Origin of the sequence: Pseudoalteromonas sp. SG41-5 (assembly GCF_014164495.1) — a bacterium.
GTDB lineage: Bacteria > Pseudomonadota > Gammaproteobacteria > Enterobacterales > Alteromonadaceae > Pseudoalteromonas > Pseudoalteromonas rhizosphaerae.
The window spans coordinates 1-16,905 of sequence record NZ_JACJFH010000061.1 but is presented as its reverse complement, the minus strand read 5'-3'; the positions used below and the strand labels follow the sequence as shown (position 1 = coordinate 16,905).

13 protein-coding genes and 1 pseudogene are annotated in these 16,905 nt (G+C 38.8%); 7 read left to right on the top strand and 7 right to left on the bottom strand.

What is annotated here, in order from left to right; translation table 11 throughout:
* The first annotated feature begins 48 nt into the window (after window positions 1-48).
* The 4 genes from H5232_RS15315 (at window position 49) to H5232_RS15300 (ending at window position 8,194) form a co-directional block, all read left to right on the top strand.
* On the top strand, window positions 49-2,832 hold the full coding sequence (locus tag H5232_RS15315; RefSeq protein ID WP_182831149.1) for a discoidin domain-containing protein: 2,784 nt from the start codon (window positions 49-51) through the stop codon (window positions 2,830-2,832).
* Window positions 2,833-2,985: 153 nt separating this feature from the next.
* On the top strand, window positions 2,986-4,047 hold the full coding sequence (locus H5232_RS15310; RefSeq protein ID WP_310736618.1) for an alpha-mannosidase: 1,062 nt from the start codon (window positions 2,986-2,988) through the stop codon (window positions 4,045-4,047).
* A gap of 94 nt (window positions 4,048-4,141) precedes the next feature.
* The gene (locus H5232_RS15305) at window positions 4,142-5,101 is read left to right on the top strand and encodes an isoaspartyl peptidase/L-asparaginase family protein (RefSeq protein ID WP_149980228.1); all 960 of its coding nucleotides are present in this window, start codon (window positions 4,142-4,144) and stop codon (window positions 5,099-5,101) included.
* 291 nt (window positions 5,102-5,392) lie between these two features.
* The gene (locus H5232_RS15300) at window positions 5,393-8,194 is read left to right on the top strand and encodes a TonB-dependent receptor (RefSeq protein ID WP_182831148.1); all 2,802 of its coding nucleotides are present in this window, start codon (window positions 5,393-5,395) and stop codon (window positions 8,192-8,194) included.
* Between the two features lie 180 nt (window positions 8,195-8,374).
* Here H5232_RS15300 and minE read toward each other — a convergent pair whose 3' ends face one another.
* Genes minE through minC form a run of 3 tightly spaced genes read right to left on the bottom strand, consistent with a single transcriptional unit; the run spans window position 8,375 to window position 10,165 of the window.
* A complete protein-coding gene (gene minE / locus H5232_RS15295) occupies window positions 8,375-8,644 on the bottom strand; it encodes a cell division topological specificity factor MinE (protein WP_145235646.1) in 270 nt (89 codons plus the stop codon).
* A 1-nt stretch (window position 8,645) separates the two neighbouring features.
* Entirely contained in the window at window positions 8,646-9,455 is an 810-nt protein-coding gene (gene minD / locus H5232_RS15290; RefSeq protein ID WP_145235643.1) for a septum site-determining protein MinD, read from the bottom strand.
* Between the two features lie 5 nt (window positions 9,456-9,460).
* On the bottom strand, window positions 9,461-10,165 hold the full coding sequence (gene minC / locus H5232_RS15285) for a septum site-determining protein MinC (RefSeq protein ID WP_145235640.1): 705 nt from the start codon (window positions 10,163-10,165) through the stop codon (window positions 9,461-9,463).
* Between the two features lie 169 nt (window positions 10,166-10,334).
* Between minC and H5232_RS15280 the strand changes: the two genes are divergently transcribed.
* The 3 genes from H5232_RS15280 (at window position 10,335) to H5232_RS15270 (ending at window position 12,164) form a co-directional block, all read left to right on the top strand.
* Window positions 10,335-10,616: a YcgL domain-containing protein gene (locus H5232_RS15280; protein WP_145235637.1), complete on the top strand. Its 282-nt coding sequence runs from the start codon at window positions 10,335-10,337 to the stop codon at window positions 10,614-10,616.
* Window positions 10,617-10,620: 4 nt separating this feature from the next.
* Complete coding sequence (locus H5232_RS15275; protein ID WP_182767965.1) at window positions 10,621-11,640, top strand: lytic transglycosylase domain-containing protein; 1,020 nt, start codon at window positions 10,621-10,623, stop codon at window positions 11,638-11,640.
* 92 nt (window positions 11,641-11,732) lie between these two features.
* Window positions 11,733-12,164 (top strand): hypothetical protein, encoded by a 432-nt coding sequence (locus tag H5232_RS15270; protein ID WP_182761050.1) that lies wholly within the window; start codon window positions 11,733-11,735, stop codon window positions 12,162-12,164.
* Between the two features lie 343 nt (window positions 12,165-12,507).
* Here the strand turns inward: H5232_RS15270 and H5232_RS15265 are convergent, their stop codons facing one another.
* The 4 genes and pseudogenes from H5232_RS15265 to H5232_RS15250 form a co-directional block, all read right to left on the bottom strand.
* A complete protein-coding gene (locus H5232_RS15265) occupies window positions 12,508-13,218 on the bottom strand; it encodes a hypothetical protein (protein WP_182767950.1) in 711 nt (236 codons plus the stop codon).
* Between the two features lie 30 nt (window positions 13,219-13,248).
* Window positions 13,249-13,794 (bottom strand): DinB family protein, encoded by a 546-nt coding sequence (locus H5232_RS15260; protein ID WP_310736619.1) that lies wholly within the window; start codon window positions 13,792-13,794, stop codon window positions 13,249-13,251.
* A gap of 398 nt (window positions 13,795-14,192) precedes the next feature.
* Window positions 14,193-15,554 (bottom strand): hypothetical protein, encoded by a 1,362-nt coding sequence (locus H5232_RS15255; RefSeq protein ID WP_182785421.1) that lies wholly within the window; start codon window positions 15,552-15,554, stop codon window positions 14,193-14,195.
* Between the two features lie 447 nt (window positions 15,555-16,001).
* Window positions 16,002-16,766, bottom strand: a pseudogene (locus tag H5232_RS15250) (IS630 family transposase); the annotation flags it as partial.
* Between the last annotated feature and the right edge of the window lie 139 nt (window positions 16,767-16,905).

Sequence of the window (16,905 nt, the reverse complement as noted above, 5' to 3'; positions counted from 1 at the left end):
CGCAAGGTGAGACGGAACAAATAACCAAAATCGTATAGAGGAATAAACATGAATAAGCCCAAACTTAGTAAAATATCTAGCATTATGCTGGTAGCAATGATCGGCCTATCAGGATGTGGTGGTGCTGATGATCCGGATCCGACTGATATCCCAGCAAAAATTGATATTACCTCTGCTGATATTACCGGTAGTGCAGTGAAAGGGACATTAGGTTTTGCAACGGTCACTGTAAAGCAAATGAATGGCTCAGATATTAAGGTGACGTCTAATAGTCAAACCGATGCTGCTGGTATGGTAAATCTGAGCATAGAAAGTCAACAAGGCTTTGGTATTAACGGTATGTTTAAGATGACCGTTAATACGGATGCTAACTCAACGATGATCTGTGATGCGCCCAGCTGTGCTGAACACCTAATCGGTGAACAGATCAGTGGCACTGAGATTGCTGACCTGCAGTTAGCGACTTTAACATATGTTGATGTGCCTTTCGCATCCACAAGTGATGGCGTAGCAGACGCTAATTTTCAAGTAAATGCTTTAACTACAACCGCCACTCATTTAGTTGAGCAAGGTATTGCCAATGGTTTAAATGTTGCTGTGCGTGAGTTATATGAATTAGCTTTATCGGATAACTCGCGTTTAGTACTAAAAGCACTGGGGATCGACAGTAAAGCCAATGTATTTAAAACCCAATTGATCAGTGCCGAAAGCTACGATAATTTTGTAGTAGGCCAAGATTGCGATAGTGAAGGTAATTGTACTGACCAATTGGCCGACATTAATATTATTAAACTTTCTTTAGCTAACGCAGTATTTGCAAGTCTTAGTAAAGATGAAACTGTCGCGGGTGTTATTAACGAACTTATTAGCGCGATTAACTTAGCCAATGACGGGGATGTAGTCGCTTTACAGCCATTGCGTGAGCGAATGTTGAAAACCATTGCTGGTTTTCCTTACCTAGATAAATTAGCGCTATCAGCTGAGGATGTTATTGATGTTGCGCTCCCTTTTCTTGAAAGTGCCGCATCTAGTGGCCCTGTTAAAGAAATTACCAATGCTGAAAATCTTGCTACAGCAACCATCACAGCTCGTAATCGCATAAGTGACAACGAAGCTGAAAGTAAAGCATTTGATGGTGATACGAATACCAAGTGGCTTGATCATAATGATTGGTCAGGTGCGCCAAGTGAGCAAGACCCATCTTGGATCCAAGTTGATTTTGCTGAAAAACATGCTGTTAATAGCGTGTTCATTACGAGTGCTAATGATGCTGAGTCTCGAGATCCTCAAAACTTTAATATTCAAGGTTCAGTCGATGGCGAAAACTGGCTAACCTTGGCTAAATTTATTGGTGAGAACTTTGATGAGCGTTTCCAACGACGTGAGTTTCGTTTTGACAATGGCTTAGAATTTTACTCATATCGTTTAAATATCACTAAAAATAGAGGTGATGATGGTTTAATGCAGTTATCAGAGATTGCTTTTGTGGGGCCTATAAATGCAAGTGTTGATCACGCAGAACCAATTGGCAGTGCTGTAATATCTGCAAGTGCAGGTGAGAGTTATGCACTGGCATTTGATAATAATGACGACACAAGTTGGGTCTCTGATGTGCCTTCAACTGAAGTACCCGTTTCGATCACAGCTACGCTCGCACAAGCCGCTGCCGTTGATAAGTTAGTACTGATCTCAGATGCTCAAAACGCAGATGGTGATCCCGCTACATTTTCACTTGCTGCAAGTAATGATGATGGGCAAACATGGGTTCATTTAGCTGATTATTCAGATGAAAAATTTGAACGTCGTGGTGAAAGGTTATCGTTTGCGACCAATAATACACTGGCATTTTCTAGCTATCGTTTAAGCATAACTAAAACCGCCGCTGGCGCTGGGGTAAAAATTGCTGAGATTGCCTTGGTAGGACCTAAAGTGGCAGATTTAAATCATGCGTTATCAGCCGATGCAATAATTACCGTTCGTAATCAGATTGGTGATGGTGAGGCGGGTGTTAAAGCGTTCGATGGTGATGTTGATAGCAAATGGTTGGACCATAATGATTGGACTGGCGCGCCAAGCGCTGAAAATCCATCTTGGGCAATGGTACAGTTCACTACTACGACAGCGGTTAATAAGCTGGCACTAACAAGTGCAAACGATGCTGACTCACGCGATCCGCAAAACTTTAACTTAGCAGCGTCAAATGATGGTGAAAATTGGATCACACTTGGTGCTTGGTTAGGTGAGAACTTTGAGCAGCGTTTTCAACGACGTGTTTTCACTTTTACTAACGATTTAGGTTTTAGTTTTTATCGCTTCAATATAACTAAAAACCGTGGCGACGATACGCTGATGCAAATAGCAGAGATCGAGCTAATAGGTCCGCAGGTTGCTTCAGTTGATCATTCTGCAACTGCCTCATCAGTCCTTGCAGGTACTGGCGAGCAAGAGGGAGTGGTAGAAAGTAATGCAACGGATGATGATAAAGCGACGGTATGGACGGCAGCCACTGAAACTATGCCTGTATGGCTTGATGTTGCATTACCTCAAGCACAGATTGTCACTAATATCGCAATCACGAATGGCAGTGATAGTAACAACAAAGATCCGAAAAACTTCACCTTACAAGGCTCAAATGATGGCGGTAAAACATGGTTAGAAATAGCGAGCTTTAAAGACGAGGAATTTGAACAATTGAATCAACGACGTCTCTTTACAATAGGGAATGGTTTTGCCTTTAGCTTATATCGCTTAAGTATTAGTGCTAACAATGGTGATGCTCAGCAAGTTCACGTTTCTGAACTTGAACTAATAGGCCCACAGCAACCATTTTAGTTTTGATTGTTTGGTAGCTTGTAGGTGCTAAATAGCGCTTCAAGCTGCCTGTTTTTAGGTGAAAAGGTAAATAATATGTTGTTTAAGAATAAACTTTCACGATTAATAAGGTGCCCGGCCATCTTAATAAGCTTTTTATTATGCAGTTTTTATGTGACTGCTGGATCTGCAGCCGGATCACAACAGCGTGGTCTGCATATATTTTATTACAGTTGGTATGGCAACTTAAAAGTTGATGGTCAATGGGCGCACTGGAATCATCAGGTATTACCTTACGGTGATCAACCTATTGTTGGACGTAAAGGCTACCCTGGCGGCGATGACATTGGTGCTAATTTTTATCCTGAATTAGGTACTTACAGTGCAAACGACGAAGCACTTATGGATACCCATTTAGCGATGATGAAACAAGCAGGAGTTAGCGTAATTATATTAAGCTGGTGGGGCGATAGCGATTTTGGTACCAGTTCAGTGCCAGTTTTTATGGATAAAGCCGCTAAAATCGGCCTTAAAGTTAACTTCCATATTGAACCTATCTATCACAGTGCGGCTGAATTTTTACAGGTAGTAAAACAGCTAGACCAGCGCTTTGGGCAACATCCCGCTTTATATCATTACCAAGGCAAGCCATTATATTATGTTTATGACTCATACAAAATGCCAATCAGTGAATGGCAGAAGGTGTTGCTACCAAAAGGCGAATTAACAGTCAGAGGTAAAACGTATGATGCTAACTTTATAGGGCTGTGGGTTGATGAAGGTGAGGAGTCATTCTTTTTAAACAGTGGTATGGATGGCTTTTATACCTACTTTGCTGTTGATGGGTTTGTTTATGGCAGTACCACTAAAAACTGGCCATACCTAGCTAAGTGGGCAAAGCAACATAATAAACTATTTATTCCAAGTGTCGGTCCTGGGTATGCAGACGATAGAATTCGTCCGTGGAACAAAAAAAACTTCAGAGCACGCGAAGCTGGAAAGTACTACGACACGATGTTTAAAAAAGCAATTGCAGTGGCTCCAACCTTTATCGGAGTGACCTCATTTAATGAATGGCACGAAGGGACTCAGATCGAGCCTGCGATTGAGAAGCAAGTGGGTGACTATAAGTACCTTGATTACGGCCCTTTAGCTGCTGATTACTATTTAAAACGAACTCATTATTGGAGTGAACGTTTTCAACAGTCTTTAAATATACGCTCAGTTAAAGATTAAACAGATATACCAACCCTATATGCAAGTCGTGGTTAAATTAAATCGCTTGCTTTTGATTTACAGCCGATGCTCGCAAATTTAATGAGGAACAATAATGATCACTAACAGACGTGACTTTTTAAAGTTATCAGCTATTTCAAGTGCTGTTGCATTAATACCGTTTAAGACAGTAGCTAAAAGTAAAGTTAATAAGCCTATCGTCGTCTCAACGTGGCAACATGGTATAGCGGCTAATAAAGCCGCGTGGCAGGTACTTGCTGAGCATGGTAAAGCCATTGATGCTGTGGAAGCCGGTGTGCGAATTCCTGAAGCAGACCCGAATGTGATGACAGTAGGATATGGTGGTTATCCAGACAGAGAAGGGAACGTTACCCTCGATGCCTGCATTATGGATGAAAATCAAAACTGCGGCTCTGTTGCATGTTTACAACATATTAAGCATCCCATCTCTGTTGCCCGGTTAGTGATGGATAACACCCCGCATGTGATGTTAGTAGGTGAAGGGGCGCTGCAATTTGCTAAATCACAAGGGTTTATAGAAGAAAACTTATTAACCCCGCAAGCTAAAAAGGCCTGGCAAGATTGGCTGGTGGAATCAAAATATGCGCCCGTGATCAATATTGAAAACCACGACACAATCGGCATGTTAGCGCTTGATAGTAGTGGCGATTTATCTGGGGCGTGTACCACTAGTGGCGCGGCCTTTAAAATGTCAGGCAGAGTAGGTGATTCGCCCATTATAGGTGCAGGTTTGTACGTTGATAATGAAGTCGGTGCTGCAACGGCAACGGGCATGGGCGAGTTGATGATAAAAACGGTAGGCTGCCATTTAGTAGTTGAAATGATGCGCCAAGGTATGACACCTACTCAAGCGTGCAAGGCTGCAGTTGAGCGAATTGCCCACAAGCTGGGTGATTATAAACAGTTTCAAGTCGGTTTTTTAGCCTTGAGTAAATCTGGTGAATATGGCTCTTATTGTATTCAACCTGGTTTTAATTATGCAGTAACCTCTAAGACAGGAAGTAAATTACTAGATGCGGCGAGTATTTTGTGAATTATTAAGGAAGCAACGAAATTTTTAATTATGATTTTTATTGAATAATTTTATATAAAGTAAAGGGTGAATATTTACCGTTTAAATTGTTTTTTATTGTGGCTTACGCCGATTTTATACTGATTCACACCGAAAATATATTATCACTTTATATACAGTAACCTTATCCTAACTGTGACCTTTACAATTTATTAACCGCATGAGTTAGTGGCTGTAAAGATATAATAAATCACTCGACGTAACTAGAAATTTACTGAGTGAAATATAACACACACAATGATGGAGATTGGTATGGCTGATTATAGTAACATTAATAAATCAACTGAACTTTCACGAAAATTTAATAGATCAGTATTATTTTTAGCATTAATGGCTGCCTGCAATGTCGCGTATGCAGATCAAAAAGATAATCAAAATAACGATGACTTTGAAGTGATTGAAGTGAGAGGTATTCGTTCTTCAACTGCTGAAAATTTAGCAATAAAACGACTCTCTAATGCAACTGTTGATGCGATAACAGCTGAAGATATCGGTAAATTTCCAGATAAAAATGTTGCTGATTCATTGCAACGAGTTTCAGGTGTATTGATTGACCGTGACGGTGGTGAAGGCAGTCGAGTGAGTATTCGTGGCACATCACCAGATTGGACCCTCACACAGTTAAATGGCAATTATATTGCTTCTTCTGGGGCTGATGTGCCCACTCGAAGTTTTAATTATACGTTGTTGCCATCCAGTATGATTAGTAGTGTGGAAGTATTTAAAAGTGCAGAAGCGCGTATAGATGAAGGGGGGATTGGTGGGACTGTTATATTGCACACCCGCAAGCCATTAGATATGGAGGCTAACTCAGGCGCACTTAGCCTAGAGGCAACCTATGATGATGTGTCTGAAGACACCCAGCCACAAGTGAATGTGCTGTATTCATGGAAAAATGATGAATCAAATTTTGGTGTACTTGCTGGGTTTACTCGCCAAGATAAAACGGTAACAACCATTACTAATAATGCTTCGCACTGGCGCTTTCATTCTGACACAGTCGAAGGGGCAGAGCGTCCTGCCATTGTTGACCATGCAACAGGCGAAGTTTACAACAATGTATGGGCACCTCGTGCAATGAGTGCAGGTAACTCAATAGAAGATCGCACACGCGATGGTTATCAAGTTGCTATTCAATGGATGCCTACAGATAAATTAGACTTAAACCTGAACTACTTTGGTGCAAAATTAGATTATGACTCATCGTCGCAGAGCGTATTGTTTGCGGAATGGAATGACAATCATAACCCCTATTACGGCGTTGTTTTAGACGGTGATACGGTCGTAGCTTACGGTAATGCAGATAATGGTTTACTTAATGACAATAACTGGGGAGATGCTGATGTCAATAATGGCGTAGCCGTTCGCCGTGGCTTATTGTCTCCTCAATTAACAGGGAGAGAAAGGATCGGTGGTTCTAAATCAGATAGTTTTGATTTTGAAGCCAAATATTATGGGGATATATTTACTGCTACTTTTAAAATCGGCCATACAGAGGCTGAAGGCGGAACTTCACGGGAAACTTATGCCAATATAGATGCACGCCAAGGATCTGTGAATAGCTGGTTGTGGTCAACCGTGGGTGGTAAACCAAGCTATGAAGTATCGACCGATCTAGCGTCTGATAAACAAGCTTATCAATATTATGACTGGTTTGATTCCTACTCTTCTGAAAATAAAGATACTGAAGATTACGCACAAGCTGATCTGCAATTTGATATCGATACAGGGATTTTTACTACCTTTTTTGTTGGGGCTAAATACCGCAATCATGAAATTAAGGGGATTAAAAATGATTTTCGTTGGGATGATGGCATCGCTGATAACGGTGGTTACCGTGGTTATTTGTCCGGAAACGAATGGTTTCATAACCCAGATTTTCATCCTGATCCAGAAACGTTAGTAAGCAATACCGTGGTTGATAACAGTGCCGGAAACACTGGCGCTTTTAACTTTTTAGCATTTGATTTTGCTGCATTAGATAGCTATCTACGCAATAACTTTACGCAAACCGTTGTGCCATCTTTAGCTGGGACATATACACTAGAAGAAAATATTTGGTCTGTTTATGCGCAAAGTAATTTCCAGTGGCAGGACTTTCGCGGCAATCTCGGTGTACGCTATGTCAATACCGATTTAAGTACGCTTACGTATGATGATGTTATTGGTCAAGATAATAATGACACTACGCCTAATGAACGCAGCAGCGATGATGGTGAATTATTACCAAGCTTTAACCTTGCATGGGATGCGAATGAAGATGTTGTTGTTCGATTTGCTGCTGCCAGAACGATGTCTCGTGTAAGCTATTCTGACCTGAGCCAAGCTGAGTCATATGGTCCTCCTGTTAATATAAACTCACCAGACTCTTGGACAGGGCGAGGAACTGGTACATCTGTAAATACAGGCCTAGATCCAATGATTTCTGATCAGTTCGATCTAGGTATCGAATGGTATTACGGTGAAGGCTCAGCACTAGGTGCTACATACTTTACTAAAGATATTGCTAATTTGCCCATTTCTGCTGTTGAAATAGTTCAACGAGAGCATGATTGTTGTAATGGCCCCATAGAAGTTGAAATGAATACTAAAGTTGGCGGTGGTGACGCTCAATCACAAGGGGTTGAGTTGTTTTTTCAACACTCTTTCGAGAGTGGCTTTGGGGTGTTAGCTAACTATACTTTTACAGATACAAGCACCAGCCAAGTTTCAACGAATGGACAAAAAACAGATGCTGAAATCCCAGGAACAGCCAAACATCAATATAATCTTTCAGTGTATTTTGAAAATGATGACTTTAGTGTAAGGGCATCCTATAACTGGAAAGATGATCGGGCTAATGGCATCCATCAAGGTTACAATTTATACACGAAAGATTATGGTCAGTTAGATGTTAATGCGGCTTATAGTTTGACTGAGCAGTTGTCATTAACAGCCTCTGTGGTTAACTTAACTGAGGAAGTTGAAGAAGGTTATTGGAAACAAAGTAATCGCTTTACTTATAACCAGTATTCAGGACGACGCTTTTATTTAGGTGCTAATTATAGTTTCTAAAAATTATAATTTATAATATAAATTTAAAGGGTATTCTTTAGTTGGGATGCCTATTTTATTTAAATTGCAAGGTTTATTAATCAGACTTTAATTAAATAATAAAGCTAAGTAGTTAAAATAAACATTAGATTTTTTATGCTATTAAAATGTGAAAAGGGCGCTGTAATAGCGCCCTTTTAGTTATTTCTTTTCTTTCTCTTCGTCAGGTAAAGTGACGTTGAGTTCTAATACCGCTAAGTCATCTTCGTTTTGATCGAATTGGACTTGAACCGCGTCATTACTGATGTTGACGTATTTACGGATAACATCAAGAATATCCTGTTTCAATTGTGGCAAGTAATCAGGTGTACCACGCTGTGAGCGCTCATGCGCAACAATGATCTGCAATCGCTCTTTTGCTAGTGACGCTGTATTTTTCTTTTCTGAGCGGAAGTAGTCAAGTAGTGACACGTTAACCTCCAAATATCCGTTTGAACAAACCTTTCTTTTCTACATCTAAGAAGCGAAATTCGACTGTTTCACCTAATAAGCGATTAATTGCATCGGCATAAGCTTGTCCAGCATCAGACTCTGTATCTAATATAACTGGCTGGCCTGAGTTTGATGCACTTAATACCGCTTGTGATTCAGGTATTACACCTAACAATTCGATAGAAAGAATATCTTGCACATCTTCAACTGACAGCATTTCACCTTTAGCTACTCGCTCTGGGTTATAACGAGTCAGTAATAAATGTTCTTTTATGTTTTCAAGTCCTTCTTCAGCACGTTTAGATTTGCTATGCAAAATACCTAAAATACGGTCTGAATCGCGAACTGATGATACTTCAGGGTTCGTTGTTACAATTGCTTCATCAGCAAAGTACATCGCCATCATAGCGCCGGCTTCAATCCCTGCTGGCGAATCACAGACGATATAATCAAAGTCTTTTTTCAGCTCGTTTAATACGCGTTCAACACCTTCGCGAGTTAAAGCATCTTTATCACGGGTTTGTGAAGCAGGTAATAAAAATAATTTATCTACCCGTTTATCTTTGATAAGTGCTTGATTTAAATTTGCTTCACCGTTTATAACGTTAACAAAATCATAGACAACGCGACGTTCACAGCCCATGATCAAATCAAGGTTACGTAAACCGATATCAAAATCTATAATGACTGTTTTATAGCCCTTAAGTGCTAAACCTGTGCCAATTGCAGCACTTGATGTAGTTTTACCTACACCACCTTTACCTGACGTAACGACAATGACTTTTGCCATAAGATTTATCCTTTAACCAAAGCTGAAATTTCTAATGATTCATTTTTTTGTTGGATTTGTGCAGCGTTGCCCCAGAACTCACCTTGCAGAGAATCGCTGATCCAGTAGTTGCCATTGATAGAAACAAGTTCTGCTTCTAATTTTTGGCAAAAAATACGTGCTTCGTTGTAACCTTGTGCGCCTGCTATTGCGCGACCACGTAATGTGCCATAAATATGTACATTGCCATCAGCAATCACTTCTGCACCATGGCTTACCGCACCAATAACGATTAGGTCACGGTCTTTAGCATACACTTGTTGACCAGAGCGCACTGTGCCATTGATAACTTGGGCAGGTAAGTAAACTGTTTTCTCAACAATTGAAGTATTACTCTGCTTTGTAACAGGTTCACTCTTAACGTCTTGTGAATAATTTAAAACTGAGAGCCCAGCGGCTTTGGCTTGCGTATGTTGCTCATCAGAGCCATTACAGACTCCAACAGCATTAAAGTTCATTCGTTCTAATAAAGACTTTAGATGAACAAAATCAACAAGATTATTTTTTATCTCAATTAAATTAACAACAATAGGAGCACCCTCAAAAAAACGAGGGGCTTGGGCAATTTTTATATACAGTTGCTCAGCTAACAGGTTTATATCAGTACTATAAAGATGTAAAACTGATAACGTAAAAAGATTCCCTTTTAGCTCAAAAGTTTGGTCCGACATACACGCTCAATTGAATAGTGTGATCAGAAATCAATTTTAGATAAACGCAGGCTGAATAAGGCCTGTGTTTATATGGATAAGGTGAAATTTCTAATCTAATTTTTCTAACTTATTATGACTCTCATGTTATAGTGTGCAGCACTGTTAAGCAAGATTTTATAGGGTCATAATGCTGACTGCGGTATATAAAAGTAAGAAAAAAGCGGATACCTTCCTTTTTGTAGAAAAAAGAGATGATTTTAGCAAGGTACCGGAACCTTTGATGGCTATGTTCGGTCAACCTCATTACGTAATGTTAATTAATTTAGCAAAACGAACGCATTTAGGCGGGGCTGATTTAAGTTTGGTTGAGAAATCATTAACTGATGTCGGGTTTTATCTCCAGTTACCGCCACCTGAAGCTAACTTACTAGCTGAGCATAGAAAACAAAATGGAGTTGATAGTGACTAAACATATAATGACTAAATTGGCTGCAATTTTATGTAGTGCCTGTATCAGTACATCGGCACTGGCCAAGACCCAAGCACAATTTGATGAATATGTTGCAGGTTTAAAACAAGAAGCAGCACAAAAAGGCTACGATAGTCAATTAATTGAAGATGCTTTCGCTACAGCACACTTTAAAGAAAAGGTAATTTCTGCTGATAAAAATCAGCCTGAAGTTAAAGAAACCTTAGAGACTTACTTACCAAAGCGTGTGCCACAATGGAAAATTGACCGTGCACGAAAGCTATACGCTGAAAATAAAGATATTTTAGAACAAATTGCAGCCGAGTACGGCGTGCAGGCACGCTTTATTGTTGCGTTATGGGGCCTTGAAAGTAATTTTGGTAAAATCCAAGGTGGTCACAACGTTATTTCATCGGTAGTCACGCTGGCTTTTGATGGCCGTCGCGAAACTATGTATAAAAACCAACTATGGGCCGCGCTTGATATTTTAAAGGAAGGGCACATTACTTTAGATAAATTCAATGGTTCATGGGCAGGTGCAATGGGGCAAACGCAATTTATGCCAACCTCATTTAATGCCTACGCGGTAGATTATGATAAAGATGGTCGAAAAGATATTTGGACTACCCAAGTTGATGCCTTTGCATCAATAGCTAACTATTTAAAGCAAGCTGGCTGGAATAGTGATCTTACTTGGGGTCGTCAAATTAAGTTACCACAGAGCTTCGAACCTAGCTATGTATTGCAACGTGGCACTAAAACACGTACTCAATGGTTAGAGTTTTGGGCTGATTCAGAGCGTTCGTTAGCTGATTGGCAAGCTTTAGGTGTACGTAAAATGGATGGTACTGATTTACCAGCCGTAGATGTAACTGCGGCATTGGTTATGCCTGATGATATGAATGGCCGTATGTATTTAGCTTATGATAATTACAAAGCGTTAATGCATTGGAATCGCTCATATTACTTTGCCACCAGTGTTGGTTACTTATCAGACCGCATAGGTTATCCAGCGATTAACTAGGGGCGTTTGTAGTAGGCGCGAGTTTATCTCGCGCTTGCGTTTGTAAAAAATATCAGTACAAAACTCTAAAAATATTCAATAAGGATATATGTATGGATGAAGATTTAATCGTACAAACAGTTGATCTGGCGCAGAATTTATTTGCAAAAAATTACAGTAACTTCATTAAAGAAAAAGAGAGAACTGTTACCGTAGAAGGTGAAGAATTTGAACTGTTAAGTTTTGAGAAGATGATTGAGTTAACTAACATAAATGACATGGAAGTTAGCGAAGTTCGCGCATTAAAAGCATACGCAAACACATTAAAAGATGTTTTAGGCCCTACTCTTTATGATCAAAAAGGGTACGGTTGGTCCATGTTGATGTTATCTGCAAGTCTCACTATTGGTAAAAATACCGAAGGTGATTTGCTATTTTTAGATAGACACAATAGTAAAACGCTGTGTATTTTTCGTCACGATGATGCCAGCATATTTAAAACAAAAGTAACTTTGTATAAATTAATTAAAGCGTATTCTGAATAAATTCGTTCTCGTTTTTTAACAGACTCACACAATAAAGCTCATTTGAAATTATATCTGGGCTTTTATCTATACTGCATTCTCACATACATAATTATCAAGACGTTAGTAGCCCCCTGTGTCAGAATGTTGTCGCCTCTAACTTGAGGCGACAACTAACTTGAAAAACTCCGCTTTAGAGTAACACAGATTCTAGACTCACGAAGTTGGGGATATTATTACCTAATAGCCAATGCTTATCAGCCAACGACTCGCCATAGCATGTGATATCACCAGTACCAAAAATAGGCGTTTAGAATCGAGTGGTCTAGAGGTTAGAGACCTCCGGCTAACCGATTATGTGCGGTTATTCGTCTAGCCATGGTGGCCTTACATAAACTACTTTACTTACGTAGTCTAAATCTTTAACCCAAAATCGATCTCTACAACCAAGCTTCCATAATTTAGCACCAGCATCCATTGTGCAAGGGGCTAGGTCTTTTTCGTTCGACAAAAAAGGCCACATTAAATAAGTTGCAACTTCGTCACACTTAGTAAGGTAGATTGCCCAGTTTTTTAAGACTTCATAATGCTCCCTGTCATAGGGGAAGTTATCAATCCAATACTCACCAATCGCTTCATAAAGGACACCAAATAGTTCGTTATCCGATGTATCAGGGAATTCTATACCTGATGGAGCAATTTCAACTTGAAAGCCGCTATCAATAAAGGCAATAATTTCGGCATTATAGTCTTCCTCTAAAAGGATTGGTCGAAGACTCGATATGTGTAAGGAGACTAAATTCTTGAGTTCCTGATCATCACACCTAATCTGCTCACTCTTTGGTACTCTGTAACCCCACCTAGATATAGAGTCAGTTTCACTTACTATATTTAAAAGCCTATTCCTTATCTCTTCGTGTTCATCAAAAACTCTCCATGCTTCATCGAGATCTTCTTCATTCTTAATTCCATCAAAGAAGAAATAATGATCGACCTCATTTTCAATATCAATTGAGTCAGGATCTTCGCTATTTCTCTTTAGGATTTCTTCCAATAGTCTTAATTCTTGATTCATTGCGGTGATCTCAAAAGCATGTTCGCTTTGTTATGCATGCGTTTCCTCCTGAATCTCAGCCAACAGGTCAGTAACCCCAATATCCACGCCTGCCTGCGATAGCAATGTAGAAACTTGGCCACGATGATGAGTCTGATGGTTAAAAAAATGAAGAACTAGACTCGAATATCGTTTGGTAGCGGAGATCCCCTTGGTGTTTTGGTAGCTGAGAATGAAATCCAGATCACTTTCAGATAGCTCGGCTGTCCAGTTGATAATTATCCGATCCAACCAGAACCGGTGCTCCGATAGGCTACCAATGTCATTGAAGGTTATGTGATCCAGGCTCTTTGGATTTGGAATATCAGCTACCTCCTGTAAAGACCGCAAGCAGGCTGGATGGGTAGCAAACCGTTTTAGCCAGATAGTATCACCAACAATGATGTGATTAAGAGTTCCGAGAATGGATCCAAAAAAGGCCCCACGGTCTTGGGCCAGATTAGTTGCACAGAGCTGACTCGAAGCCTCATACACCTTTAAATTCATCCGCTGATTATAGGCCGCCAGCAATTCAAAGTGATTTTTCAGGCTCATCATAGATCCTTATCATGGTTAACGAGCCTGTAGAATTACTCGTTTAAAATTTATTTTTATTGATGCATTAACCATAGCCGAGTTGCTATTTTGATTCAATCGATAACTAATTTTCATGTTAAATATAAAAAGAGTGCTTGGTGCTGTTTTGATTGCATTTTACAAAGGTATTACAGGTGTTTGCGTGGCTTATTTGAGTGAGTAAGGGCTAAAAAAAGGAATTAACATTGCGCTGGGCAATGAGTACTTAGCTTTACAAGATTTAGTGTCATTGAGAGATATTTGGATAATATTTATTACGGGAGATGAACCGCCCATTGCACTTCCTGTTAATAAAAAGTGCATTATGGGTGGTTTGGGGGCTGAAGGTTAGAAACCTCCGGCTACCCGATTATGCAAAATCAATGTGCGTAAAACTCTACCATCGTTTTTTTAAAGTCACTAATCTTTAAAAACTTGGTTTTAATACCTAGCAAAGCATAAATATATTCGCCTCGTTTTATTAACTTGACATCATCAGTTATGAAATAATCAGCTTTCCAAGCATGTTTTAAGTGTTCCGTATCTTGATAGCTACTTTTTATTTTTTTGATATCTTTAATTGATTCTGTTTCAAAGTTTATAAGATCCATTAATTCGGATAATTGTTCAATCTTATTCATACAATCGAAATCACTATCAAAAGTAACATGCCCTTTTTTGATATCTTGAATTGTAAATTGATAACTTTTACTTATCATTATCCCATGAATGATATTATGACTATTAAACTCCATATCAAAAGACTCTGGATGAAAATCATCATCAATATCTGCAAAAAATACTTTTATGTCCTTATTTAAGGTTTTTGTAATATTACTTTTACGATTAAACATAGGATATGCATAATTATTATATAAAGATTTGTATAGTTTTAAACCTTCAGCCGCCCGAGTAGTTTCTAGCCAAAGAATAACTCTTTCGACGGTTGAATCAATCTGTTCTTTAAAAAACTTAAGATGTCGATCCTGCTTTGCAATTAATATGTTGTTAGTTAATTCAAATAACAGTTCAAAATAACTTTTAAGGAATACCCTATTCATTTTTATGCCATCTTCAATCAAGTATGCACTAGATAAGAAAATGGATTTTGATCTTTTCTTATAGTTTTCCACTTGGAGCATAAAATTCTTGTCGTTAACACACTTGCTAACGAAATTTTGATCCAAATAGAAAGTATTCAGAGTAGGACTAACTTCAAAATCTTCATAGCTTAAAGATTGCATCTCACCAAAATGGGAATTAGATATTATGATATCATGCAACTCTGTCATTCTTTGCTGACAGTACCCTACCGCTAAAGCAGAGTGAACTTGCTCGACTCCTTTTACGTACTGCTTGTACAGATGGTGAGCTTTTTCATCAAGTTGTCTCTCGACATATACTGGGTTTGATATCAATTCAAAAGCAAGACTTACAGGATCTTCTTCATTTTTTAAAGAGAACTTATCTGATAAGCAATTGATAAGATCTGTATTTTTATTATTGATGATTTTAATATTTTCAATGAAGTCATAAAAAATACGGTTAACTAAATGATAATCTAAACAGCCCATGCATTGTTTTTCACATATTATTCTATCTTTGAGACCATCTTCTAACATTATCCATAAGTTAAATTCTTCAGATGTTTTTAAATCCATCCATGAATCTGAATCACTCACAAGCTTACCGATCAATACTTTTAATATATAGCTTATGTTCAGCTTAACAACACAATCCATGAATTAGCCTTTTTGTATAACAATTTTATAGTGCGCGAAGGGCGGATATTTCTGCTCCGACCACACTTATATTTATACTTTATATATTTTTAACAAATTAACTAAGATATTACTATCATTAAGTTTTCTAATATCTTTTAAACAAAGCTAAGTGGAACAATATACGCGCGTCGCTCATATCCTTGAATATGTGAGCAGTCAATTAATTATTACTCTTAGCCAATATCAATGACTATAATTTGCTCAAATAACTCCGTCAACAGAACGTGTATAAAGTACAGTACTTATCTGCGCTTTTTATGTGGCACAACTTATCTTTTTATTCACCACAGAGAACACAAAGGCGCTTCGCGCTGCACAGAGAAATCTTTTTTGATTTTATTTACTTTTCAGTGAATTCTGTGGTTAAATTTTTTAGAACCTAGTACTTCGTCACACAAATTTTGACTAGTTGAGAGCACCGTAAGCTCTCTCTAGTTTTTCACGTGCTGAATCAACATTAAACATCCAATTTATACTGGCGCCTTCTTTATTTCGGCGCCATTCCCACGCCGTGAGCTCTGTCTTTAACTCTTCCATACTTGCTATGCGCCGATCTAAGCATTGCTTATTCATATTGCCAATTTCTATCTCGACCATATTCAACCAACTCGCATGTTTAGGTGTGTAATGGAACTCTATTTTATTTAAAATACGTCGTGCTTCTTGCGGTGAAAATGCTTTATATAACGCACCTTCCGTATGAGTCGATAAGTTATCTAGCACGACACGAATTTTATTCGCATGTGGGTAGTGTTCATCGACTAAGTCCTTCATACAGTGAGCAAAATCAACTTTCGTTTTCCTCTGTGTTGCTTTAACGTGCCGCCAACCCCGATGACGGTCAAAGAATACAAATAAGTTAGCCACGCCAACCCGTTTATATTCATAATCTAGGCGTTTTACCTGTCCCTTTTTCATCGGTTGTACTGGCCGTGTATCATCAACAAGTTGCTTCATCGCCTCATCAAAATTAATAATAGGATTGAGCTCATCCGCTGGCTCAGCATATAATTCAAGTACATGCTCCATTCTTGCAATATACTCAGCGTCCATTGTTGCCACACACCACATCTTTTTTTGCCAGGGCTTTAACGCATTTTCTTTAAGGCGTCTACGAACAGTTTCATATGAAATACTGTCTAAATCCGTTAATGTTATTAATCGCTCGCCAAGTAACGCTAATGTCCTAAAGTATCCCCAGAATTAGCCTTTATATATCAATGAACTAATAGTATTAAAAAATGTGGGAAGCGAGGGAACATTCATGGTGTTTTGTGATCTTATGAATCGCTTAAAAACAACAGAGCTA